Annotated in this window: 21 protein-coding genes; 9 read left to right on the top strand and 12 right to left on the bottom strand. The window is 49.8% G+C overall.

All coding sequences use genetic code 11. The features are described 5' to 3' along the window. Nucleotides 1-17 precede the first annotated feature (17 nt). On the top strand, nt 18-2,069 hold the full coding sequence (locus AC6R03_RS15315; RefSeq protein WP_500630108.1) for a putative bifunctional diguanylate cyclase/phosphodiesterase: 2,052 nt from the start codon (nt 18-20) through the stop codon (nt 2,067-2,069). Between the two features lie 27 nt (nt 2,070-2,096). On the opposite strand, the gene rimI is transcribed toward AC6R03_RS15315, so the two are convergent. The 6 genes from rimI to rlmE form a co-directional block, all read right to left on the bottom strand. Continuing rightward, nucleotides 2,097-2,537, bottom strand: coding sequence for a ribosomal protein S18-alanine N-acetyltransferase (gene rimI, locus AC6R03_RS15310; protein WP_500630109.1), 441 nt, complete (start codon nt 2,535-2,537; stop codon nt 2,097-2,099). A 1-nt stretch (nt 2,538) separates the two neighbouring features. Then, complete coding sequence (locus tag AC6R03_RS15305; protein WP_500630110.1) at nt 2,539-2,946, bottom strand: DNA polymerase III subunit psi; 408 nt, start codon at nt 2,944-2,946, stop codon at nt 2,539-2,541. 164 nt (nt 2,947-3,110) lie between these two features. Further along, nucleotides 3,111-4,451 (bottom strand): phosphoglucosamine mutase, encoded by a 1,341-nt coding sequence (gene glmM, locus AC6R03_RS15300; RefSeq protein WP_500630111.1) that lies wholly within the window; start codon nt 4,449-4,451, stop codon nt 3,111-3,113. Nucleotides 4,452-4,468: 17 nt separating this feature from the next. Further along, nucleotides 4,469-5,320, bottom strand: a complete 852-nt coding sequence (folP, locus tag AC6R03_RS15295; protein ID WP_500630140.1) for a dihydropteroate synthase — start codon at nt 5,318-5,320, stop codon at nt 4,469-4,471. A 50-nt stretch (nt 5,321-5,370) separates the two neighbouring features. Next, the gene (gene ftsH / locus AC6R03_RS15290) at nt 5,371-7,320 is read right to left on the bottom strand and encodes an ATP-dependent zinc metalloprotease FtsH (protein WP_500630112.1); all 1,950 of its coding nucleotides are present in this window, start codon (nt 7,318-7,320) and stop codon (nt 5,371-5,373) included. 136 nt (nt 7,321-7,456) lie between these two features. Then, complete coding sequence (gene rlmE / locus AC6R03_RS15285) at nt 7,457-8,086, bottom strand: 23S rRNA (uridine(2552)-2'-O)-methyltransferase RlmE (protein ID WP_500630113.1); 630 nt, start codon at nt 8,084-8,086, stop codon at nt 7,457-7,459. 202 nt (nt 8,087-8,288) lie between these two features. On the opposite strand from rlmE, the gene yhbY reads away from it, so the two are divergent. Beyond that, entirely contained in the window at nt 8,289-8,585 is a 297-nt protein-coding gene (gene yhbY / locus AC6R03_RS15280) for a ribosome assembly RNA-binding protein YhbY (protein ID WP_334554002.1), read from the top strand. A gap of 318 nt (nt 8,586-8,903) precedes the next feature. Here the strand turns inward: yhbY and greA are convergent, their stop codons facing one another. Further along, nucleotides 8,904-9,377 (bottom strand): transcription elongation factor GreA, encoded by a 474-nt coding sequence (gene greA / locus AC6R03_RS15275; protein ID WP_500626631.1) that lies wholly within the window; start codon nt 9,375-9,377, stop codon nt 8,904-8,906. Between the two features lie 543 nt (nt 9,378-9,920). On the opposite strand from greA, the gene AC6R03_RS15270 reads away from it, so the two are divergent. Further along, the gene (locus AC6R03_RS15270; protein ID WP_500630114.1) at nt 9,921-10,967 is read left to right on the top strand and encodes a porin; all 1,047 of its coding nucleotides are present in this window, start codon (nt 9,921-9,923) and stop codon (nt 10,965-10,967) included. Between the two features lie 97 nt (nt 10,968-11,064). Next, a complete protein-coding gene (gene dacB / locus AC6R03_RS15265) occupies nt 11,065-12,552 on the top strand; it encodes a serine-type D-Ala-D-Ala carboxypeptidase (protein ID WP_500630115.1) in 1,488 nt (495 codons plus the stop codon). Here the strand turns inward: dacB and AC6R03_RS15260 are convergent. Next, a complete protein-coding gene (locus AC6R03_RS15260; RefSeq protein WP_500630116.1) occupies nt 12,513-13,358 on the bottom strand; it encodes a magnesium transporter in 846 nt (281 codons plus the stop codon). The genes dacB and AC6R03_RS15260 overlap by 40 nt on opposite strands. On the opposite strand from AC6R03_RS15260, the gene AC6R03_RS15255 reads away from it, so the two are divergent. Beyond that, nucleotides 13,327-13,698: a hypothetical protein gene (locus AC6R03_RS15255; protein WP_500653673.1), complete on the top strand. Its 372-nt coding sequence runs from the start codon at nt 13,327-13,329 to the stop codon at nt 13,696-13,698. The two genes, AC6R03_RS15260 and AC6R03_RS15255, sit on opposite strands and share 32 nt — an antisense overlap. 93 nt (nt 13,699-13,791) lie before the next feature. On the opposite strand, the gene tyrS is transcribed toward AC6R03_RS15255, so the two are convergent. After that, nucleotides 13,792-14,979 carry a tyrosine--tRNA ligase gene (gene tyrS / locus AC6R03_RS15250; RefSeq protein WP_487901831.1) on the bottom strand — a complete coding sequence of 396 codons (1,188 nt, stop codon included), beginning with the start codon at nt 14,977-14,979 and terminating at the stop codon, nt 13,792-13,794. Between the two features lie 128 nt (nt 14,980-15,107). On the opposite strand from tyrS, the gene shyC reads away from it, so the two are divergent. Beyond that, nucleotides 15,108-16,394: a peptidoglycan DD-endopeptidase ShyC gene (gene shyC / locus AC6R03_RS15245; RefSeq protein ID WP_487901830.1), complete on the top strand. Its 1,287-nt coding sequence runs from the start codon at nt 15,108-15,110 to the stop codon at nt 16,392-16,394. Between the two features lie 108 nt (nt 16,395-16,502). On the opposite strand, the gene AC6R03_RS15240 is transcribed toward shyC, so the two are convergent. From AC6R03_RS15240 to erpA, 3 genes are all read right to left on the bottom strand, one after another. Further along, complete coding sequence (locus AC6R03_RS15240; protein WP_500628011.1) at nt 16,503-19,592, bottom strand: efflux RND transporter permease subunit; 3,090 nt, start codon at nt 19,590-19,592, stop codon at nt 16,503-16,505. Nucleotides 19,593-19,601: 9 nt separating this feature from the next. Further along, entirely contained in the window at nt 19,602-20,711 is a 1,110-nt protein-coding gene (locus AC6R03_RS15235; RefSeq protein ID WP_500628012.1) for an efflux RND transporter periplasmic adaptor subunit, read from the bottom strand. A gap of 234 nt (nt 20,712-20,945) precedes the next feature. Continuing rightward, nucleotides 20,946-21,287 carry an iron-sulfur cluster insertion protein ErpA gene (gene erpA, locus AC6R03_RS15230; protein ID WP_038137912.1) on the bottom strand — a complete coding sequence of 114 codons (342 nt, stop codon included), beginning with the start codon at nt 21,285-21,287 and terminating at the stop codon, nt 20,946-20,948. A gap of 252 nt (nt 21,288-21,539) precedes the next feature. Between erpA and hemL the strand changes: the two genes are divergently transcribed. The 3 genes from hemL (at nt 21,540) to rsmC (ending at nt 25,353) form a co-directional block, all read left to right on the top strand. Then, nucleotides 21,540-22,832: a glutamate-1-semialdehyde 2,1-aminomutase gene (gene hemL / locus AC6R03_RS15225; protein WP_500628013.1), complete on the top strand. Its 1,293-nt coding sequence runs from the start codon at nt 21,540-21,542 to the stop codon at nt 22,830-22,832. A gap of 311 nt (nt 22,833-23,143) precedes the next feature. After that, a complete protein-coding gene (locus AC6R03_RS15220; RefSeq protein ID WP_334553983.1) occupies nt 23,144-24,229 on the top strand; it encodes an AI-2E family transporter in 1,086 nt (361 codons plus the stop codon). An 89-nt stretch (nt 24,230-24,318) separates the two neighbouring features. Then, entirely contained in the window at nt 24,319-25,353 is a 1,035-nt protein-coding gene (gene rsmC / locus AC6R03_RS15215) for a 16S rRNA (guanine(1207)-N(2))-methyltransferase RsmC (RefSeq protein ID WP_500628014.1), read from the top strand. Nucleotides 25,354-25,501: the final 148 nt, after the last annotated feature.

Genomic DNA, 25,501 nt, shown 5'->3' with positions numbered 1-25,501 from the left:
TCTCACAAGTAGAAGCTATGTCCGAGACTATAAAGATCAATTCGTTAGCCATCCGCCAAGCAAAAACGGTGTTTTTGGTATCTGTCCTGCTGGGCGTCTGCTTCAGCTTGTATCAGATTTTTGTTGATGTATCGAAAGAGCAGCAACGTATCGAAGATCACTATCAGTTCAAGTTGCTGCAAAATTACTCTAATGCGAGTCAAGCGGCCTATCATCTTAACCAGTTGTTGGCCGAGCAAGTGGCCTCAACGCTGATGATGGATAACGCCATCTACCGTGTGGAAATCATCGATGACTTTGGCGATACCCTGACCCGTAATGAGCGCAGCGTGACACGCCAAGGGGATTTTGCTGAACTGGTGGCGACTTATCTCACGCCGACATCGCCGGTCTATCAGACCGATCTCCATCAGCCAAACTCTCATGTTGTGGTAGGCTCACTCAGCTTCTCCGTGAACGGCATCAGCATTGCGCGCGAGTTTATCACCAAAACCAGCAAAATCTTACTGTTTGATTTGCTGCGCAATATTTTGCTGACCACTATTTTGCTGATCTTTTTCTACAAAAAACTGTCTAAACCACTGATTACTCTGCTTAATTGGGTACGCTCACTCAATGACCAGCACAGTGCGACCACGCCTCCTCCGCTTCAAGGTAACGATGAGCTCGGTCACCTTGCCAAGACCTTCCATTCCCTATGGCAAGACCGTGAAGTCGCGCAAGCGAAGCTCAATCAGCTCGCGTACTACGACTCGCTCACTGGGTTGGCCAATCGCAGCTTATTGATGCAAACCCTAGGAAAGTCTATTGACCAAGCGGTACACAACAATCAAACCGGCGCGCTGTTTTACCTGGATTTAGACCGTTTTAAAACCATCAATGACTCGCTCGGTCACACCATAGGGGATCAGCTGCTCAAAGCGATCGCCAAGCGTATTGTCTCGTGGCAGCAAAAAGGCTACACCGCGGCGAGGATCGGCGGCGATGAGTTTGCGATCTTGCTGCCCAACGTGGGCCCAGAGCAAACCAAAAGTTTAGCTCAGCAGCTGCTTGCACTGATCTCAAACCCCTATTCGATTGATGATCACCAACTCTACTGTACCGTCAGTGTGGGTATCGCGACCTTTCCTTCGGTCGCCTGTACCAACATTGACGTGCTGCGCCAAGCGGATACCGCCTTGTACCGCGCCAAGGTGGCAGGTAAGAACAAGTACACCTTCTACGAGCCTGAAATGCAGGCGCAAGTCGAATCCTTCCTAGAGATTGAAAAGGGGTTGCATGAGGCAATCAATAAAGGACAGCTTGAACTCTATTATCAGCCTCAGGTCAGTGATAAACATCAAATTATCGGAGTTGAAGCCTTAATTCGCTGGAACCACCCCGAAAAAGGGCTATTGCCTCCGGGCGTGTTTATGCCGGTCGCGGAAGAGACCGGCCAGATCCTTCAAATCGGTAATTGGATTATTGAGGAAGCGTGCTACCAGTATGCCAAATGGAAGAAACAGGGCATCTTGCCAGACACTTTCCGCCGCTTGGCGATCAATATCAGTCCGCTTCAGTTCGCGCAAGAGTCCTTCGTTGATCACATCAATGAAGCCTTAGCGCAAGCAGGGATCAGTGGAGAGTGCATCGAACTGGAAATCACTGAAAACTTGCTGCTCGAGAATGTGGAAGGCGCGATTCAAAAGATGGTTAAACTCAAAGAGTTTAATCTCAAAACCTCGATTGATGACTTTGGCACCGGCTACTCATCACTGCGCTACTTAAAGCATTTATCGGTAGACGTACTTAAAATTGACCGTTCATTTGTCACCCAACTGCATTTAGACGAAAGTGACCAAGCGATTGTCGATACCATCATCATGACGGCGCAGCGTTTGAACTTGGAAGTCATCGCAGAAGGGGTGGAAGATGTGTACGAGTTGGAGACGCTGAAAAAGCTGGGTTGCGAACAGTTCCAAGGTTACATTTTTGATAAGCCTCTGCCGGCGAGTGAGCTGAAAAGCCGCTTCGAGGCCAACTACTACCCGCTAGAACTACCGGAAGACGCGAAGTTCGCTCAGCGTTAATAAAGTCATCAGCTGAAGCAAAAAAGCTTAGAAAAACAGATAACTCATGATGATCGCGTCTTCTTTACCCTTGCTCGTTGGGTAATAGTTGACGCGACGGTCAATCTCATTAAAGCCAACTTCTTGGTAGAGAGCTAACGCCACCTGGTTACTTTCTCGTACTTCAAGCCAAGCGCTATCAGCGCCCGCGCCCTCACACATCGACAAGAAGCCTTCAATAAGCACTCGGCCAAAGCCCTGTCCTTGCTTGGCGGGATCGACGGCAATGTTGAGTAACGTCACCTCACCCACAATATTCTGCGCGTAAAAATAGCCCACAACCTCGCCACTCACCTCAAGCACATGATGGCACGCACCGCGGCTCTCAATGGCGTTAATCAAGTTGGCAGACCAAGGATGTGAATGCGCGGCACACTCAATGCGATACACCTCATCAAGGTGCGTTGGCGCTAATGGAACCAGTGCCATGTTATTCTCCTTTGAGAGCCGTTTGGATTTGCTGCCACAAAGCGCGGCGCTCCACTTGATTACCATCAATCGCAGCTAACTCTGGCGACACCAAGGTTTTCACGCCCTCAAATTGGTGAGCATCACAACCGGCATACCAAACCCATGTCAACGCTTTTCTATTAACGGCCATCACCTGATGAGGATAAACGTGGCGCACATTCTCAAGGGTCAATGACATCGCTTGCAACACCTTTTGCAAAAACAGGGCGTCGCTGCCTTGAGGCAGTACAGGTGATACCAACAACAAACAGCAGTCATCATCCAGTGTAATAGGGCTAAGCTCTACGCCATGAAGACGGGAGGGATGCTCAAGTTGGTAGGTATCAATGCCCATCTCATGGAGATAGCCAGTGTTTAACAAAGACATATCGGTTCGTAATCCTTTATTAATGACAAACGGATTCATGAGTAAACGGGGTTGATGAGAATCGGTTAATCAAAACGGACTAATGCGCAGAAAGGCATCATTTGGGCTTCCCGACCAAGTGAAGCTAGCCACTTGGTCGGGAAAATTCTCACACGCGAGAGCGATTAAAAGCTCGCTTTCACCGCATCGGCAATTTTGAGGGCGCTCGCTTGAACCAGCTCAGCATCTTCGCCTTCTACCATAACGCGAATCAAAGGTTCAGTGCCCGACTTACGCAGTAGCACGCGGCCTTTATCACCCAGTTCGGCTTCAACTTGTGCCACACTCTCTTGTACGGCTTTCGCTTCTAGCGGGTTAGAGTCGCCCGAGAAACGCACGTTTTCCAACACTTGCGGGTACAGTGTCATACCTTGCGACAACTCGTGCAAAGTGAGTTTACTGCCCACCACAGATGCCAAAACTTGCAGCGCTGCGACAATCGCATCACCAGTGGTCACCTTATCAAGCAAGATAACGTGGCCTGAGTTTTCCGCACCAATACGCCAGCCTTTTTCGATCAACTGCTCCATCACGTAGCGGTCACCGACAGCCGCACGAACGAAAGGAATCCCCAACGCCTTGAGGCCATTTTCCATCCCTAAGTTGGTCATCAAAGTGCCAACCACGCCGCCTTTTAACTCACCACGACGCAACGCATCTCGCGCAATGATGTAGGCAATTTGGTCGCCATCAATTTTGTTGCCCAAATGATCCACCATGATGATGCGATCGCCATCACCATCAAAGGCGAGACCCAGCGCCGCTTGCTCTTCGACAACACGTTTTTGCAGCGCACGCACATCGGTCGCACCGACTTCATGGTTGATGTTGGTGCCATTCGGCTCCACACCCATCGCGATCACTTCAGCACCGAGTTCACTAAAGACTGCTGGCGCAATATGGTAAGTCGCGCCGTTAGCACAATCGACGACAATTTTTAGCCCGGCTAAGCTCAATGACGACGGGAAGGTACTTTTACAAAACTCAATGTAGCGCCCTGCTGCGTCGTTCAGGCGGCTCGCTTTACCCAGCATGGCCGATTCTACGCACTCAATCTCTTTATCGAGCTCCGCTTCAATTGCGAGCTCCACCTCATCGGGCAGCTTGGTGCCTTCTGATGAGAAAAATTTAATCCCGTTGTCGTAATATGGGTTGTGCGATGCAGAGATAACAATGCCTGCCTCAGCACGGAAAGTTTGTGTCAGATAAGCCACCGCTGGCGTAGGCATTGGGCCGGTAAAGGTCGCTTTCAAACCTGCGGCAGCAAGGCCAGCTTCAAGCGCTGACTCTAGCATGTAACCAGAAATACGCGTGTCTTTGCCAATGATGACTTTTTTCGTGCCTTGCTTTGCCAGTACTTGACCAGCCGCCCAACCGAGTTTCAACACAAAATCAGGGGTGATGGGGTATTGGCCAACTTTTCCGCGCACCCCATCGGTTCCAAAATAACGTCTTTTATCAGACATGGTGAGTCCTTATCTTTTTATTTTATCGCCGCAGAAGGTGAATGGTTCGCTTTGACCATCTCAACCACCTTCATGGCATCAAGCGTTTGTTCGTAATCGTGCACACGAATAATTTGCGCCCCTTTCATCGCTGCGATTGTCGCGCAGCTGACACTCGCCGCCATGCATTCGGCTGGCGCTTTGTCGAGCAGTTTAAATAACATCGATTTACGTGACATGCCCGCCAAGAGAGGCAAACCAAAACGGTGGAACTGCTCAAGATGCGCGAGCATATGATAGTTGTGTTCAAGGGTTTTGCCAAAGCCAAATCCAGGATCGAGGATCAACTGCGCTTTATCAATCCCTGCCGCCTGACAAGCTTGCATGCGCTCTTGCAAAAACTCGCCCACCTCCACTAAGAGATCATCATAGCTTGGGTTTGCTTGCATGGTGCGCGGCTGGCCTTTCATGTGCATCAAACAAATCGGAAGCCCAGATTGAGCCGCCACCTCTAGCGCCCCTGGCTCTTGCAGCGCTCGGACATCATTGATGATATCCGCTCCCGCCGCTATCGCTTGCGCCATGACTTGCGCTTTGCTGGTGTCAATAGAGATCCACACATCAGAGCGAGCGCGAATCGCTTGGATGATAGGCACCACGCGCGCAAGTTCTTCGTCCAAACTCACGTCCGGAGCCCCGGGACGCGTCGATTCACCACCGATATCGATGATGGTCACACCGGCGTCTATCATACGCTGCGCTTGCTCTAGAGCGCGCTCTAAGGAGTTAAACTGGCCGCCATCAGAAAACGAATCGGGCGTAACATTAAGGATCCCCATCACCTGAGGTGTGGAGAGATCGAGGATTTTATTGTTTGCTTTTAGAATCATCATAAACAGAAAAACCCCGAGTTGCCTCGGGGTTTGGTCATTAACAGAAATTATTCTGAGTCTTTTTTCTCAGTGCCTTCTTCAGCAGGTTGCGCTTTTTCAGCTGATTCGCTGCTACTGTTTTCCACCGTTTCATCGGCTTGGACAGGCTCGGCTGCACTCTTGTTTGAGGCGTTATCTCCCCATCCTGCAGGCTCACGAATGTCGCTTTTACGCTCCATCAGGTCATCAATTTGACCCGCGTCGATGGTTTCGTATTTCATCAGCGCATCTTTCATCGCATGCATGATGTCCATGTTGTCTTCCAAGATTTTCTTCGCACGGTCATAGTTGCGGTCGATAATCTTGCGCACTTCATCATCAATCAGCTTGGCGGTATCATCAGACACATGCTTGGTTTGCGTTACGCTGCGTCCTAGGAACACTTCACCTTCATCTTCAGCGTACAACAATGGCCCTAGCTTCTCCGAGAAGCCCCATTGCGTCACCATCTTGCGCGCAATGTCAGTCGCACGTTCAATGTCATTCGATGCGCCTGTCGAGACTTTATCAGGGCCATAAATCAGCTCTTCCGCCAATCGGCCGCCATACAAGCTCGAAATCATCGACTCAAGGTGCTGACGAGACATACTGACTCGGTCTTGCTCTGGCAGATACATGGTCACACCAAGCGCACGTCCACGTGGAATGATCGACACTTTGTATACTGGATCATGCTCAGGGACAAGACGGCCAACGATGGCGTGACCTGCCTCGTGATAAGCGGTAGACGCTTTGGTCTCTTCAGACATCACCATAGAGCGGCGTTCCGCCCCCATCATGATTTTGTCTTTTGCCAGCTCGAACTCCACCATAGAGACATTGCGCTTGTTACCGCGCGCCGCAAATAATGCTGCTTCGTTGACGAGGTTAGCAAGATCAGCACCCGAGAAGCCCGGTGTACCACGCGCAATCAATGAAGGTTCTACATCACCCGCCAACGGTACTTTACGCATGTGAACTTTCAAAATTTGCTCACGGCCACGTACATCTGGCAAGCCCACGACAACTTGACGGTCAAAACGACCTGGTCGTAACAAGGCTGGGTCCAGTACATCTGGTCGGTTTGTCGCAGCGATAACAATAATGCCTTCATTGCCTTCAAAACCGTCCATTTCAACCAGCATTTGGTTCAGGGTTTGCTCACGTTCATCGTGACCACCGCCCACACCTGCGCCACGTTGACGACCTACCGCATCAATCTCATCGATAAAGATGATACAAGGAGCTGCTTTCTTCGCTTGCTCGAACATGTCACGAACACGCGAGGCACCGACACCGACGAACATTTCGACAAAGTCAGAACCAGAAATGGTAAAGAACGGTACTTTGGCTTCACCGGCAATCGCTTTCGCCAGCAAGGTTTTACCCGTACCCGGAGGACCGACCATCAACACACCCGTTGGGATCTTACCGCCCAGCTTTTGGAAGCGGCTCGGGTCACGCAGGTAATCCACCAGCTCTTTGACGTCTTCTTTGGCTTCATCACAGCCTGCCACATCGCCAAAGGTGGTTTTAATTTGCTCTTCGCTCATCATACGAGCTTTGCTCTTACCGAAGGACATCGCGCCTTTACCGCCACCGCCCTGCATTTGACGCATGAAGAAAATCCACACACCAATCAGTAAGATCATTGGGAACCATGAGATGAAGATAGTGCCGAGCAAACTTTGCTCTTCCGGCGGCGTACCTTGCACCTTCACGTTTTGATTGATCAAGTCATCGAGGAGTTTTTGATCGTAGACGGGCATGTAAGTCACATAACGAGAGCCACCGCCACGACGAACGAAGGTAATTTCGCCGTCTTTAAATGTTGCTTCCTGAATCTGGCCTTGGCCAACTTCCTGTACGAACGTGGTGTAATCTACTGCTCGTCCGTTGCTCTCTCCCGGCCCAAAGCTTTGGAATACCGACATCAAGACTACGGCGATCACTAGCCACAGAATTAAATTTTTTGCCATGTCACTCAAGGTGTCAGCCTCTCGATAACTAATTGTAATTAAAGGTAGGGTACTACAGTTTGAAAACTGTAGCTACAGTGTTAACCGCTGCGAAAAAGAGCAAATAGTTAACCTTTGTAACTAGCGGCCAGCTTGATTAGCCTTTGTAGCCAGTAGCCACGATGAAGACTTCACGTGAGCGTGCTCGCGATGAGTCTGGTTTTCTTACTTTTACGGTTTTAAACAAATCTCGGACTTCTTTCACGTATTGATCGAAGCCTTCGCCCTGAAAAACCTTGACGACAAAGCTACCATTGGGTGCTAGAACTTGTCGACACATATCTAACGCGAGCTCAACCAAGTACATCGCTCTTGGCTGGTCCACTGAGTTATTACCAGCGATGTTCGGCGCCATATCGGACATCACCACATCGACCATAGACGGTTGGATTCGCTCTAGCAGGGCTTCGAGCACGGCATCGTCTCTAAAATCCCCTTGCAGAAAGCTCACCCCAGCGATCGGATCCATCGGCAACAAATCACACGCGATGACTTGCCCGCTGTCCCCCACTATTTTAGCAGCATATTGAGACCAACCACCGGGCGCAGCGCCCAAATCCACCACAGTCATGCCTGGTTTTAGTAACTTATCTTTGCTTTGGATCTCTTCCATCTTAAAATAAGCGCGAGAGCGATAGCCTTTTTTTCTCGCTTCGTTGGCATATTTGTCGTCGAAGTGTTCTTTCAACCAACGACCAGAACTGGCCGAATGCTTTTGTTTACTCATTCTAATCCTAATAAGACGTAAATAGGAGCTATTGCTGTAATAGGGAAGCCCTATTGCGGCTCACTCTGGAGCAAGGAAGCCATCTTTCGAACATCCCGCCCGCTTGATAATTAACCATCGCTCAATAAATGATAGTCTTCCACCATAGATGGCGTTAAAATAGGGCTTTTCAACCCTAATATTAAAGAAAATTGGCCGCGTAATGAACCTAAGCACCAAACAAAAGCAGCATCTTAAGGGCCTAGCACACAGCTTAAAACCAGTTGTGCTCCTCGGCGCGAACGGACTCACGGAAGCTGTTCTAGCGGAAATCGACATTGCTCTCAACTACCACGAACTGATCAAGGTGAAAATCGCCTCTGAAGATCGTGACACCAAAAACCTGATTGTCGACGCTATCGTGCGTGAAACAGAAGCAGAGAAAGTCCAAGTGATTGGCAAAACGCTTGTTCTGTTCCGTCAATCTGAAGATCGTAAAATCGAACTTCCACGCAAGTAATCTCGTCCGAGCCGATGGGTACTCCATCACGGCGGACAAGTCACTTGCCACACCAAGATTCACGCTCCCTCTTACTTATATAGATAAAGCTTAGGTAGATAAAACTTAGGTAGACGCACTTAAGTAGGCACACTGTTTAGGTACACCCGCTGTACTCATTGCAATGTAGAGTATTGAATCCAACAAAAAAGGTCGCGCTGCGACCTTTTTTGTTGCTTGAAACCTTTTCTGAACACACCGATGAGCGGTTGGCTCAAGTCGTTGCTCAGCGAGCATCCTGCTGACTTATATTCTCTCAACTAACTTAGATACTCTCAACTAAAGGTACTCAACACGATCAATTTCGAAATCACGCTCACCACCTGGGGTTGCAATCACGACTTCATCGCCTTCCATCTTACCAATCAAGCCACGAGCAATCGGAGAGCTGACAGAAATGCGACCCGCTTTGATATCAGCCTCATCGTCACCGACGATTTGGTAGGTTTTTTCTTCTTCAGTGTCGCAATCGATCAGTGTGACCGTTGAGCCGAAAATCACTTTGCCTGTGTTTTCCATCTTAGTGACATCGATCACTTGAGCGATCGACAGCTTGTATTCGATATCACGGATCTGCGCTTCACAAATACCTTGCTCTTCGCGAGCCGCGTGGTACTCAGCGTTTTCTTTCAGGTCGCCAAGCTCACGAGCTTCAGCAATCGCTTCAGAAATTTGTGGGCGAAGTTTCAAGAGTCGGTCGAGTTCTTCACGTAGCTGCTTTTCGCCACGCAGTGTCATTGGGACTTTTTCCATTATTACCTCATTCCAAAGCATTCTTTGGACAAAACAAAACTACCTAATCACGAGGACTAGGTAGGGATTCAATCAATCGGTTTGTTCTAGTGTAAACAAACTTGGCAACGAAATCATCTTAATTCATCGTACATGAGAGATCACACTCTTAATGCACACATATGCAACCAAACCAACACCAGAACCAGATTTTTGCAGCGGTCAAAAATCCGACAATCAAGATAAAAAATGATAAATTTTTCGTTTTTTTCGACACCCAAACAAAAAGGTAAAAATCACAACAAATCAATAACTTGATATTTTTTTACCCTCAATAAAACAGTGTTCAAAAACGGTTTTTATATCGTTTTACTACCGCTCAGGGGAACTTTGACGGTACAACATGAGCACGAATTGCTCTGGCGACTCAAATCAGTATTTCATATTTATCCGCCTTTTCTTAAGTATGAACATTGAGTCTTCAGGGAATGCGTACGAGGATAAACACGCAAGTGACATCACTCGCATATAAAATTTATGGACAGTAAATTAGGACTAAATAAGATGAACAAGACTCTAATCGCTCTAGCAGTATCTGCAGCAGCAGTGGCAACTGGCGCAACCGCAGCAGACGGCATCCAAGCTGGTGGTATCGAAGGTACTTCTGTATACAGCTCAAACGGTAACTCACTAGAAATCGGTGGCCGTGCTGAAGCTCGCCTATCTCTAAAAGACGGCAAAGCTGACGACAAAACTCGCGTACGTCTAAACTTCCTAGGCAAAACTGAAATCGCTGACGGTCTTTACGGTGTAGGTTTCTACGAAGCAGAGTACAACGCAAACGATAACAGCACTAGCGATCAAAACGATATCGATCACCGTTACACTTACGCGGGTATCGGCGGTGAGTTCGGCGAAATCACTTACGGTAAAAACGACGGTGCACTTGGCGTAATCACAGACTTCACAGATATCATGTCTTACCACGGTAACTCTGCAGCATACAAAATTGCTGTTGCAGACCGCACTGACAACATGATGTCTTACAAAGGTCAATTTGACGACCTAGCAGTAAAAGCAAGCTACCGTTTTGCTGACCGCGTTGAAGGCGCGGACAAGTACGAAGACAACAAAACTGATGGTTACTCACTGTCTGCTATCTACGCGATCGGCGACACTGGCGTTAACCTAGGTGCTGGTTACGCAGATGCGAACGTGGGTAACTACGGTTCAGAAAGCCAGTACATGCTAGCGGCTTCTTACGCAATCAATGACTTCTACTTCGCGGGTACGTTTGTTGACGGCGAAGAAAAAGCGAACACTGTTGCGAAAACAAAAACTGACCTAACTGGTTACGAGCTTGCGGCAGCGTACAAGATGAACAAAACTGCGTTCACTCTAACGTACAACTACCTAGAGTCAAAAGAAGGTGGTGTTAAAGCTGACGAAGCAGACAACCTAGCTATTGATGCAACTTACTACTTCAAACCAAACTTCCGTACTTACATCTCTTACAACTTCAACCTATTGTCAGCAGGCGACAACAACGGTGATGTGAGCAAGATGGATGCTGAAGACGAGCTAGCGCTAGGTCTACGTTACGACTTCTAATTTGCTGACCCTTTGTCAACAATCTAAGACGCCTGCTTGCTAGCAGGCGTTTTTTTTCTCGTTATACTGACACTCGTTTCTTAATCGGTGCTTTGGTATGACTTCTCTTCTTCGCTCCCTTGTTTCTCTGTCGCTGTGCCTATTCGTGGCCCCTAGCGCGCATGCCAACATTACCCCGAGTTCAGCGCCTACTGCGCAGCCTTATCCCCCACTCTCTCATCTGCCCGTTGGTAGTCGTAGTGCGTTAAGAATTGAAAGCTTAGTGGAGAGAGACACCGCGCTCGCCACCGACAACCAAGACCAATATTTTCCACCAGCCAGTACACTGAAACTGCTCACGGCGCTCGCGGCCAAGCTAGAGCTTGACGACAACTTCCGCTTTGAGACTCATCTTGCGACGGCCGGTCAAGATTGGGTGATTCAGTTTAGTGGTGACCCGACTCTAATGAGCCAAGATCTCAACAATCTGCTCGCTCTCGCCAAACGCGATGGTCGTGCTGAGATTAAAGGGGATCTTTGGCTCGATAACCGAGCGTTTACCGGCTATGACCGCGCTGTTGGCTGGCCCTGGGATAGCTTAGGTGTGTGCTACAGCGCGCCTGCCAGTGCCATTTCACTGGATGAAAACTGTGTGTACGCGTCGATTTATACCCAAGACGATGGCAAAACACGTGTCTATGTGCCTGAGCAGTACCCCATTTACGTCACATCAAGCGCTAAGTCGGTCAGTCAAACCGAGCAACAAGCCACACAGTGTGATTTGGAGCTACTCTCTTCCCCCGACAACCACTACCAGCTTCAAGGATGCTTAACCCAGCGTGAAAAGCCGCTGCCGCTCAAATTCGCGGTTCAAGACCCAGAGCTTTACACTCAACGTATGGTAAGCCAGCAACTGCGCGCACTCGGCATTACGCTGAAAGGACAGGTTCGTATTGGCCAACCGCCAGCGGCAGACACTCAGCGTATCGCCACTCACCGCTCTGCGCCGCTATCCGATTTGATTACCACCATGTTGACCAAATCCGACAACTTGATTGCAGATAACCTGACCAAAACCTTGGGCGCGAAGTTCTATATTCAACCGGGCAGTTTCAGTAATGGTACCAAGGCGATTAAGCAGATTATCTTCGCCCATACCGGCATTGATTTAACCGATGTCCCCATGACCGATGGCTCAGGATTGTCACGCAACAATCGCATCACGACAGCCATGATGGCGAAGGTGCTTCGCTACATCTGGCAACACGATGAAGACTTAAATCTGATCGCTGCCATGCCAAAATCAGGTGAAAATGGCACGCTGCAATATCGACGCAGTATGCGTCAATCGCCCATCAAGGGCGCATTGGTGGCGAAAAGTGGCTCGATTTACGGCAGCATGAATATGGCTGGCTTTGGGCTTGATGAACATGGTACACCGACCACACTATTTATTCAGTTTGTGGCCGATTACCACCCGGGAGAGGAGAGCCGCGACGCCCCAAGAGGCACCGCGGCTATTACCCAGTTTGAAAGGTTGTTTTATCAAGACGTGGTCAATTTCAGTCAGGCAATCCCTAAGAACGCGTTAACCACAGTGAAATAGATCCACATCCCCGAAATATCAACAATGGACGCCAACACCGGGCTGACAAGTACCGCCGGATCCAACTTGAAAGCCCGAGCGACAATCGGCAGTACACCGCCTAACGTCGTTGATAGGGTGACTTGGATAAACAAAGCCACCGCAATGGCGAGCGCAATTAGGTCAATGTCAAACCCGCCTGCTGAGGCGCTGTCGCTAAACAACAAGATGCGGCCTATCATCACCAGAGCAATCGCCAACGCGAGGCACAGTGCCACGCGGCTCTCTTTCCAAAGCACTAACAGCCATTGCCGCTTACGTAACTCTCCCGTCGCTAACGCTCGAATCACCAAGGTCGCCGCTTGGGTGCCGGTATTGCCCCCTGCTGCCGCGATGACAGGCATATACACCGCCAATAGCACCAGTTGGCTTAAAGTGTCTTCATATTGGGCGATGATCAACCCAGAGACGATCCCGAGTAGGGCCAACGCGATGATCCAACCGATTCGTTGCTTCACGTGCTCCAGCACCGACGTACTCAGATAGCTATCCCCGGTTTCTACTTCCGAGTGGATAAGACCCAGTTGGTGCGCATAGTGACGCGCCAGTTTGTCATGCCCTTGAAGCTCGAGTTTTGAAATCAAGGTCTGAACGTAACCGATGGTGCAGTGGTGTAAAATGGCCACCGCCTCTTCAATCGGCATTACCGTCAACAGATGAAGCTGATGACTTTGCTCGTATTGCAAAAACGCGCTGCGAGCGGCACCAATCTCTTCACGAGAAAAGTGTGATTGTGTGTCTACAAAAGGTTTGCTCATTACCGTCATGGCGAATCTCCCGATTGGCAAAAAGGTAACGACCATCACGCATGAGAAATGCGTAACTAGTATGAATAAGCGAAAATGCTGTGAGGAGAAAAACGCGAGAAAGGAAACAGGACTCTACCACCGAGGTAGAGCAAATGGAGGCCATACCGACAGCGGATTATTTTTCCCCTTTGATACTAGGGGGATGGTCGGTAGTGTTCATAAAAATCTCCAAAAAAACCACCAAATTGGCAGCGGCGAGAGTGTAGCAAAACAGGCAGAAAAAATCAGTCAAAATCGTGTTAAAAAGCCCGATAGATTTGCCCTATACCTGGCGCCAACCCATCATTACAGGCAATAAAAAAGCGCCGAATATCGACGCTTTTTCCACTCGTTTTACCCTCTGTCACTAGTCGCTAGGAACTAGGAACTAGGAACTAGGAACCAAAACCCATCACTCAATCGTGATACGTGCGAACTTACGCTTACCCACTTGGAATACGTAAGTGCCCGCTTCAGGTACGAATTTCGCGTCCGCGACCTTCTCACCCTCTATTTTCGCCGCACCCTGTTTCACCATGCGCATCGCGTCTGAAGTAGAAGCGCACAAACCGGCGTCTTTAAGCAGGTTGGCAACAGGCGTACCAGCGTCAAAGGTAAACTCTGGCATCTCATCTGGGATCTGATTTTTAGCAAATCGGTTAACAAACTCTTGCTCAGCGGCATCTGCATCGGCTTCACTATGGAAGCGGGCGATGATCTCTTTCGCCAACAAGACTTTGACATCACGTGGGTTTTTGCCCGCAGCAATGTCGGCTTTAAATTGCGCGATCTCCTCAAGAGGACGGAACGACAACAACTCGTAGTAGCTCCACATCAGATCATCAGAGATAGACATGATCTTACCAAACATCTCACTTGGCGCTTCGCTGACACCAATATAGTTGTGCGCCGACTTAGACATCTTCTTCTCACCATCTAAGCCCACCAGCAGTGGCATGGTCAGCACAACTTGCGGTTTTTGTCCGTGCGCTTTTTGCAGCTCACGTCCCATCAGCAGGTTAAACTTTTGGTCCGTACCACCTAGCTCAACATCGGTCTCCATCGCCACCGAGTCGTAACCTTGCAGTAGTGGGTACATGAACTCGTGAATCGCGATTGGCTGACCGCCTGTGTAGCGCTTTTTAAAATCATCACGCTCAAGCATACGCGCCACAGTTTGCTGCGCGGCAAGACGGATCATACCTTCAGCGCCCAGCTCAGATAACCACTCAGAGTTGAACTGAATCTTGGTCTTGGCAGGATCGAGGATCTTGAATACTTGCTCTTTGTAGGTCTCTGCATTGCGCAGCACGTCTTCACGAGTCAGTGGTGGACGTGTGGTGTTCTTCCCGGTTGGGTCACCCACCATGCCGGTAAAATCACCAATCAAAAAGGTCACATCATGGCCTAGCTCTTGGAACGCACGCAGCTTGTTTAGGATAACCGTATGGCCTAAGTGAATGTCGGGAGCCGTGGGATCAGCGCCCAACTTAATGCGTAGTGGACGCCCTTCTTTTAACTTAGCAATCAGTTCTTCTTCTGGAATTAGCTCTTCAACACCGCGCTTAATCTCCGCTAGTGCAGCTTCAATGCTCGCCATTCTTGTTCACTCCCACAGATTTGGCAAAAATTTGATAATTTCCCATCTTACTTGAATAGCGATGCTTTTTGAAACCAGTTAGACTAAACAGCTAGGCTTTTTCTCGAATTTTTTAGAACGGACAAACGATGTTGTCTCTTTTCGCTCGACTTCCTTGGTTTCACCGAGCTTTTATCGCTTTGTTTAGCGCGCTAATTGTGGTTGCCTTGTTTCTTCCCACACCTCAGGATTTGCGTCAGGATGACAAGCGCTACCAAATAGGTACGCCTTACCCTATCGCGATTGATGCCACCGCGTTAGAGATCGACACTGTGATCGGTCCGCCATCGATTCTTCGTTGGGACAAACACACCATTGGCTCTGGCGACAGCATGGCACTGCTCTTTCAGCGTGCTGGCCTCTCTTCTCGATTGCTGTATGAACTCACCTCCACCAATAAAGAGATAGAGCAACAACTGACAAGAGTACGCCCCGGCGATGCGTTTCTATTTGGCTTTGATGAAAACAACCAACTGGTGCAAATCAAACGCGAGCTGAGCCCGTACGAATCATTTCTGATCACCCGCTCTGAAGACGGCTTTCGTTCAAGTCTTGATGTCAAAGAAGTCTTTTATCAATACAACTACGCCGAAGCGACCATTACCTCTAACTTTTGGAATGCAGGGGTCAGCGCCGGTTTAACCGCCAACCAAATCATGGAGCTGGCTGGGATTTTTGGTTGGGACATCGACTTTGCCCTCGATATCCGCCAAGGCGACGGCTTTAAGATTCTTTACCAAGAGAAAGTGGTCGAAGGGGAAATTGTCGGACGAGGTAAAATCATCGCTGCGCTATTTACCAACCAAGGTGATAACTTCACGGCGATTTTAGATGACCACACGGGCAACTATTACGATGAAAATGGCCGGGCGATGAAAAAAGCCTTTTTGCGCTCACCGCTCGATTTTCGCCGCGTCTCTTCTAACTTTAACCCAACGCGTCGCCATCCGGTTACCGGACAGGTACGTGCTCACCGCGGAACCGATTACGCCGCGCCTGTCGGTACGCCGATATGGGCCGCTGGTGATGGTGTAGTGATTAAATCCAGCTATAACCAGTTCAATGGCAACTACGTCTTTATCAAGCACAGCAACACCTACATCACTAAGTACCTGCACCTGCAAAAACGCAAAGTCAAAACCGGGCAGCGCGTAAAACAGGGGCAAACCGTGGGTACGCTCGGTGGTACTGGCCGTGTGACTGGACCGCACTTGCATTATGAGTTTTTGGTCAATGGCGTTCACAAAAACCCAAGAACAGTCAAACTGCCGCAATCAAAGTCGTTAACGGGTAAAGAGAAAACCACCTTTATTGCCAACGCCAAGATTCGCTTAGATAAACTCGAACGCTATGGTGAGCTGTTAGCCACTCGTTAAGTGAACAAGAAAAACGGGCTGCATCGCTTTGGGAAAATCCGAAAGCGATGCAGCCCGTTTTTGTTATCACTACTCACATCGGCAACGTATGGTTACGCTTGTATGGCGTTACTCTTCGATTTTGTGCTCGCGGCCGAGCATCAACAAACACGGCGTCAGCACTAAGGTTAATACCGTTGCGAAGGCCAGACCTCCGGCTACCGCCGTCGCAAGTTGTGACCACCACTGCGTACTCGGCGCGCCAAACTCGATCTTCTGATTGAGCAGATCAATGTTCATTTCCAGCACCATCGGCAGCAAACCAAGAATGGTCGTGACAGTGGTCAACATTACTGGACGCAGCCTTTGTACGCCGGTGCGCAAGATCGCTTCGCGTTTTTCCAAACCGCGTTTGCGCAGCTGATTGAAGGTATCAATCAAAACAATGTTGTTGTTCACCACTATACCCGCCAACGCTATCACACCAATGCCCGACATAATGACGCCAAACGGTTTTTGGAACACGATCAACCCAGCAAACACGCCTACCGTGGAGAAAAGAACCGCACTGAGGATCAAAAACGCTTGGTAGAAGCTATTGAACTGGGTGATCAAAATCAGCGCCATCACCACCAGCGCCACCATAAAGGCTTGCTGAAGGAAGGCCGATGAGTTTTCTTGCTCTTCGTTCTGCCCGCGAATTTTAAACTCAACACCGGAAGGTAAATCCAAACTGGCTAACGCTTGATTCACTTTAGGCAATTCCAGCGCCAAGTTGTAGCCTTCACGGATATCGGCAAAGATGTTGATTACTCGGTGGCCATCAATACGGCGAATCGTATCTTGCTTGTGATTCGGGATAATGCTGGCAAAGTTAGTGATCGGCACCATGCCTGCCGCGGTTTTGACTTTCAATTGGTCAAAGCGGCCAATATCGCGCTTCTCCGCTGGGTAGCGCACTAAGATATCGACCTCTTCGTTCGCATCATCGGGCAAGTAATCACCCAATTTGAGACCATTGGTAACAAACTGAACCGTATTGCCCACCAGCGTAGCGTCCGCAAGAAAACGTGACGCATCATCACGGCGGATATCAATTTGCCAATCAATCCCCTCTTTACTGGAGGTATCACTGACGTTAGTAAAAGCCTCATAGCCATCGGCCCAGTGACGGACCACTTTGGCCGCTGAGTCGAGTTCGGTCGGGATTCGCGCGGACATTTCGATCACCAAATCGTGCTCAACTGGCGGGCCCGCATCGGGAAATTTGTACTCAATCTCAACGCCGGCGTAGTGATCGGTTTGCGCTTTCAACTCTTCAATAATGGTTTTGACTTTACGACGGTATTGCCAATCCACTGGTGTAATTTGGATCTGGCCAATTTCATCATCGCCACCGGTTTTGGTATAGACGCTTTCAAACTCATCATGACCCAGCATCACCGCTTCGATATCGCGCATGATGACGTCTTTCTCATCCAATGAGAGATCACCATACGAACGTACTTTCACCGTGAAAAATGGCGGATCAACCTCAGGGAAGAACTCCGCCCCTAAGCCTGCTTTTGAGTACGCAAAGCCCACCCCCACCGAGAGCAAAATGGCGCTGAGCAGAATTTTCAACGGATGTTTTAGAGCAATATCCAGCGTGTGATAGTAAAGCTTAGTAATACCGGTCGCTTGGCTAAAATCACCCTCGTGCAGCGCAACCATCTTCTCTCGCTGCGCTTTCGTCACATTTTGTGGACGTCCAATCAAACTGCCGAGCACAGGGACAAACAGCAGTGCCATTGCCAAAGAGGCCGCTAAGGTAGCGATCAAGGTCAAAGGCAGATACTTCATAAACTCGCCGGTAATGTCTGGCCAAAACAGCAGCGGTGCAAACGCCGCTAAGGTGGTCGCCGTCGACGCTGTGATAGGCCACGCCATACGTTTGGCCGCATCACGATATGCATCGCGCCTTGGCGTCCCTTCTTGCATCCGTCTGTCAGCGAACTCGGTGACCACAATGGCCCCGTCGACCAACATACCGACTGCCATAATCAGTGAAAACAGCACCACAATGTTAACCGTGAGGCCAAACACTGATAGCACCAACAAACCGGTTAGAAACGAGCCCGGTATCGACACCCCCACCAGCAAGGCAGTTCGCACACCAAGAATGGCGATGATCACTATCACCACCAAAATGATCGCCGACATGATGTTGTTTTGCAGATCATTGAGCATCATTTTGACATCATCAGACTGGTCGTAGGTGTATTTGACCAGCAGATTGCTTGGCCACTCATCGCGTTGCTGCGCTTCACTCATCACGGCTTTGACCAGTGCCACGGTATCGATGATGTTTTCCCCAGCGCGCTTTTTCACATCCAACACAATGGCCGATTTGCCATCTAACCGCGCGTAACTCTCTGGGTCACGAAATGCGCGGCGCACCGTTGCCACATCGCCAAAGGTAATCACCTGCTTGCCATCGACTTTGACCGGCAGCTCCAGCACATCCTTTAATGAGTCGAACACCGACGGCACCTTGACCGAAAAGCGGCCATGGCCGGTATCAACGAAACCGGCGGCGACCACGCGGTTATTCAGCGCTATCAGGTTATAAATATCCGCTTGATCTAGCCCGTAGCTTTCCATCAATAAGGGATCGACAATGATCTCGACGATGTCTTCGCGATCCCCGGCAATGTCGACTTCCAGAATCTGTCGATAGCTCTCTAGCTTATCTCGTAGCTGACGGGCGATTTGAACAATGGTTCGCTCAGGTACGGTGCCATACAGCACCACGGTCAACGCGGGCTCTTCAGAGGCCAATGTCACTTCGTTGACCGTAGGCTCATCACTGTCTGCGGGCAATTTAGGCTTGGCTAAATCCACCGCTTCACGTACGTCCGCCATTGCTTTGTTTAAATCCACGCCGACACTGAATTCCAGCATCACTGACGCATGCCCTTCTGATGCGGTTGAGGTCATCTCTTTGACCCCTTCAATGGCGCGCAGCTCTTGCTCTATTGGGCGCACTAATAAGCGCTCCGCATCGGTGGGCGAAATGCCTTGGTGGCCGACGGACACATAGATAATAGGAATGGTGATGTCAGGGCTCGACTCTTTAGGGATGGTGACATACGTCATCACACCAGCGACCAAAATAAACAGCAATAACACCAACATGGTACGCGTACGCGACAGCGCCGCATCAATCATGGATAACATAGTGCGCCCCTATTGCTGCAAGGTGGAAGAGTCTGAAGAGGACGATCGCGCCACCGCATTCACTTCATCACCGTCACGCACAAACCCTTGCCCTACAGTAATGATGTCAACCCGCTCACCTAGGCCCGTGAGCCATACGCCATCTTGCTCTGCCTTAACCAGTTGAATCGGGACAAACTTCACCCGCTTACCCTGCAAGGTCTTCACGCCCAAATTGCCGGCTTCGTCGAGTGCCAACATGGCCGGCGTCACTTTGACGGCCAACTGCTCTGTAAGATTCAAGGTCACTTCTGCGCTCACCCCTGCAGGGATCGCTTGCTTGGGATTCTCTAGCTCTATTTCAATTGGAAACGTATTGGTAGAGGCGGAAGAGACACGGGAGATATAGCGGATCTTGCCAACCAACTGGTCGCCATGAATTAAGCTCACTTGCGCTTCTTGATCAAGAGACAAATCGCGAATATGTCGCTCGCTCACATCCGCTTCAATGACCAATCGCTCAAGATCAATCAAGGTCGCCACGGGGTCGCCGATACCGACAAAATCCCCCTGTTCAATAAAGAGGTGATCCACAATGCCATTGAACGGCGCGCGCACGGATGTGTTCGCCAATGAGGTTTTGACATTGCTGACCATTGCCTTGGCTTCCACCAGCGCCGCTTGAGCCGTAGTAAACGCCACTTCCCCTTGCAGCCCTCTGTCTTTGAGCGATTGTGCAGCTTTGTACTCTTTTTCTCGCACTTGCAGCATTGCTTGCGCTCGTTCGAGTTGAATACCGAGATCGGCCTTATCAATCAGAGCAATCACCTGACCTTGGGTGACTGACTGACCTTTCTCAACCTGAAGTGAGACGATTTTACCGGCAATCTCTGCCCCTAAACGTGCTTGCTTGTTCGGTGCAGTGCGTCCATACAATTCAATGGTTTTGTGGGTATTTTGCGCCTCGAATGTCTGATAAGAGACCTTAGCAAGAGGAATGGGCGGCGCCGCGCTGGCTGTTTCGGCTTCGTCCGCATTGGTCGCCCCCATGCCTAGCCACACCGATAATCCGATCACAATCATCAGTGACACCAAGTAGGGTCTGACCGCGAAAAACCGCAACAGAGAGAATCTAGCCATGACAGTCCTTTGAGTTTTATTTTGTCGTGTTAATTTAGGATATAAATTAACCACATAAAAAGAAAACAGTGTGACAAGGATATTTAGCTGAGATCTCAGTTTCAGGAAAACGCCCCGTTGTACGGGATTGTCAGCGATAAAATCAAACAGGCAAAAGGATTCTCATAAAACCATGCTAAAAAAACAAAGGCTGCTCAATCGGCAGCCTTTGTCGGTAGGAAAAGGAGTATGGGGTTACACGCTAAAGGACGCACCACAACCGCAGGTAGTGGTCGCATTCGGGTTATTAACGAAAAAGCGCGAGCCTTCCAACCCTTCTGTATAGTCAACTTGACCACCGACCAAGTATTGCAAACTCATCGGATCCACCACTAAGGTCACGCCGCTATTCACAATGGTGGTGTCGCCTTCGTTAACACTCTCATCAAAAGTGAAACCGTATTGGAAGCCGCTACAGCCGCCCCCGGTGATGTAGACGCGCAGTTTTAGGTTTGGGTTTTCTTCTTCTGCAATCAGAGCACCAACTCGCTTCGCTGCGGCATCAGAAAATGTTAGTGGGATATTTACTTCGCTCACGATGACCTCTCTCACTCGTGTCAACCCAACAGCTTTCGCGCTGGATGGTTCATCTTTATATAATAGCCACGATTATCTAATACCTGAGTGAAGCGTTCAAGTATTCACCATCTTTGCCCGAGTATTTTTAACAATTTCGCCGCTTCGTGATGAAAAACTCCCCGTTCTGTGGTGGAAAGCGTTTTAATCGCATCAGTGGGGCAGGTACAATGCGAGGCAAATTGGTCCGAGCAATCAGAAGAGGATATCCCAATGACCAAATCAGCCGAACTGTATCAAAAGGCACAGCAAACAATCCCAGGCGGCGTGAACTCTCCCGTTCGTGCGTTTAATGGCGTGGGCGGAGCACCGATTTTTATCGAGCGAGCCGATGGCCCTTTGATTTTTGATGCGGATGGCAAAGCGTACATCGACTACGTTGGCTCTTGGGGTCCAATGATTCTTGGTCACAACCATGTGGCGATTCGTGATGCCGTGATCACCGCAGCGCAGCGCGGACTCAGCTTTGGCGCGCCGACGGAAATGGAAATCACCATGGCGGAATTGGTCAGCGAGTTGGTGCCATCAATGGAGCAAATGCGCATGGTCAGCTCTGGTACTGAAGCTACCATGAGTGCGATTCGTCTTGCACGTGGCTTCACTGGCCGAGACAAAATCATCAAGTTTGAAGGTTGCTACCACGGTCATGCCGACAGCTTGCTGGTCAAAGCCGGCTCTGGTGCGCTGACACTCGGTCAACCAAGCTCGCCTGGCGTTCCGGCCGATTTTGCCAAGCACACCCTAACAGCAACGTTTAACGACCTTGATTCTGTGCGCGAGCTGTTTGCTGCCAATCCAGGTGAGATCGCCTGTATTATCGTTGAACCTGTGGCAGGCAACATGAACTGTATTCCACCTGTTGATGGCTTCCATGAAGGGCTGCGTGAGATTTGTGACCAAGAAGGCGCCTTGCTGATTTTTGATGAGGTCATGACAGGTTTCCGCGTTGCCCTTGGCGGCGCACAAGGCCACTACAACATCAAACCAGACCTCACCACATTGGGTAAAGTGATCGGTGGCGGTATGCCTGTGGGCGCCTTTGGCGGCCGCAAAGACGTCATGCAATACATTGCGCCAACAGGGCCGGTTTACCAAGCGGGCACACTCTCCGGCAACCCAGTCGCGATGGCAGCGGGTTACGCCTGTTTGTCGGTTCTGCGTGAAGAGGGCAATGAAAAACGCCTAGCGGCAAAAACCAAGCAACTGGCTGACGGCTTTAAAGCGTTGGCTGCCGAGCACGGCATTCCGCTGCTGGTCAATCAAGTCGGCGGCATGTTCGGTTTCTTCTTTACCGATCAAGAACGCATCACCTGCTACGAAGATGTGACACGCTGTGACATCGAGCGATTTAAGCGCTTCTTCCACTTGATGTTAGAACACGGCGTCTACCTTGCCCCATCGGCGTTCGAAGCGAGCTTCACCTCCCTCGCTCACGGCAGCAAAGAGATCGAAGCAACGCTTGAAGCGGCGGATCGCTGTTTCGCTCAGCTTGCGCAAGAAGCCTAATCGCATCTAGGCGGCATTGCGCCCCTAATGAAAGGCAAAGAGAAAGGCTGCATCGCGCAGCCTTTTTTATGCCCGTAGAATCATCGCCAAAAGAAGAGCACGGTGACCACCAGCGCGAGTATCAACAGACCAAACCAAGAGAGTCCACGACGCTTTGCGCGCGTAGGGCAATCACCGTTCTCATTATTACAACAGCCCATCATTTTTCTCCTTACATCGCAGCCTTAACCGGCGCTGTGCACGTTAGTGATTGAAGCTTGAAGGGTTTAACGCCATTATACGACTACCTTGTTGCATAAATGGACGTCATCGTGTCAAACAAAGTTACCATCACTTCGAGTCATTGGGTATTGATCCTCGCCTTGTTAGCGGCCGGATTTGCGTGCTATCTGTTAGTCGAACCCTACGTCAACTCCATCGTCATGGCGTTTATCATCTCCATCCTCATGTTGCCGATTCATCAGGCTCTTGAGCGTAAAATGCCCAAGCACAACAATGTCGTCGCCCTGCTCTCCTGCGTGATTTTGACCTTCATTATCGTCGTCCCTCTGCTGTTTGTGTTTGCTGCGATTGTGCAGCAAGGCTCGGCCTTTTCACAAAACGTCTATCAATGGGTCACGCAAGGTGGGATTCAAGCGCTGTTTGAGCATCCTTGGGTTGTCAAAGGCTTATCTATCGTCAACAACTACCTCCCCTTTGATGCGATTGAGCCCTCGCAAATCGCCCAAAAAGTGGGCCAGTTTGCCACCCGTTTTGGCTCCAACTTGGTCGGCATCAGCGCGAAAATTTTAGGTGATGCCACAACCTTCTTGATGGATTTCTTCCTCATGCTGTTTGTACTGTTTTTCTTGTTGCGCGATCGCGAGAAGATCATTGGCGCCATTCGTCATATCCTGCCGCTTTCACGCAGCCAAGAAGACAAATTGCTTGATGAGATAGAACAGGTATCCAAATCGGCGGTGATGGGATCGTTTTTAACCGCTATTGCGCAAGGGGTAGCAGGCGGCATCGGCATGTGGTTGGCGGGATTCCCGGGTTTGTTCTGGGGCACCATGATGGGGTTTGCATCGTTTATCCCCGTCGTCGGTACTGCTCTGATTTGGATTCCTGCCGTGAGCTACCTATTTTTAAGTGGCGATACCACTTGGGCGATTTTCCTCACGGTGTGGAGCGTTGCGGTGGTGGGCTCCATCGATAACTTACTCAGACCTTTGCTGATGCAAGGCAGCGCGGGGATGAACACGCTCATGATCTTTTTCTCCCTGCTTGGCGGCATCCATCTATTTGGTTTGATTGGCTTAATCTACGGTCCGCTGATCTTTGCCGTGACCATGGTGTTGTTCAACATCTATGAGGAAGAGTTTCAAGACTTTCTCGACCGCCAAGATCAAAACTGACCTCACGTCTAATGCTTAGTATGACTGGGCGCTTGGTATCATCGGGGGATTGTGCGAAAATCCCCCGTCTTTTTCCGTCAGAGCTCATTATGTCTGCTTACATCGCGCCTAGCCATATTGCCCAACGTCAACTCGCTTACTTTGAAGGTAAACACGTCTTAGTGGCAGGAGAATCCGAAGATCTCTTTCCCATTGAATTGGCCAACCACTGCCAATCGGTCACCGTATTCACCACCCACTATGGCTACTATCGCCAGTTGAGTGCGCATACCACCATAGATTGTCAGTTTGGCGTGCAATACGAACCCAAAGACGAGAATAAAGCGCCAGCGGATTTAGTGCTGCTGTACTGGCCAAAAGCCAAAGCGGAAGCAGAATACCTACTGGCAATGTTGATGGCCCAATTGGGCGAAGGGTGCGAAATCGTCGTTGTTGGGGAAAATCGCTCAGGCATTAAAAGCATCGAAAAGATGTTCAAGCCCTACGGCACAATCCGCAAATATGACTCAGCACGCCGCTGCTCCTTCTATTGGGGTCAATGCACACAAACTCCCCCAGCGTTTCAATTGGACGCTTGGTTTAAGCGCTATGAAGTGAGCTACCAAGAGACGCGCCTGACGATCCACAGTTTGCCTGGGGTATTCAGTCACGGTGAGTTTGATATTGGCAGCCAACTGCTGCTTGATACCCTGCCGCCACTCAGCGGAAAAGTACTCGACTTTGGTTGTGGCGCGGGCGTGATTGGCAGCGTGATGGCTGCACTCAACCCTGGTATAGAGCTAGAGATGTGTGACATCAGCGCCCTGGCCGTGGCATCAAGCCAAGCGACCTTAGCCGCCAATGGTTTAACCGGGCGTGTGTTTGCGTCCGATATCTACTCTGATACCGATGATGACTATCAATTTATCATCAGCAACCCACCGTTCCACTCAGGCCTTGATACCAGTTACAGCGCAACCGAGACCTTACTAGAGCAAGCGCCCACTCACCTTAATCGCCAAGGAGCGCTGTTTATTGTTGCCAATAGCTTTCTCAAGTACCCGCCGATTATCGACGCCGCTTTCGGTAAATGCGAGACGCTAAATAAGACCAACAAGTTCGCTATTTATCACGCCAAACGCTAGCCTATCTCGCCCAACCTCGCTCAGAAGTTGGGCTATTTTGTCCTCTTTTCGTTAAAAATGCGCCGCTAACCACGCTTTGCGGGCAACTTACTTGTCAAAGTAAAAAAACTCGTTAAATTTGTCAGTTTAAGAAATTAACGTTTTTAGC

The sequence above is a fragment of the Vibrio sp. R10-SG-ISO4 genome (genome assembly GCF_059834135.1).
This window is presented reverse-complemented; position numbering and strand designations above follow the sequence as displayed.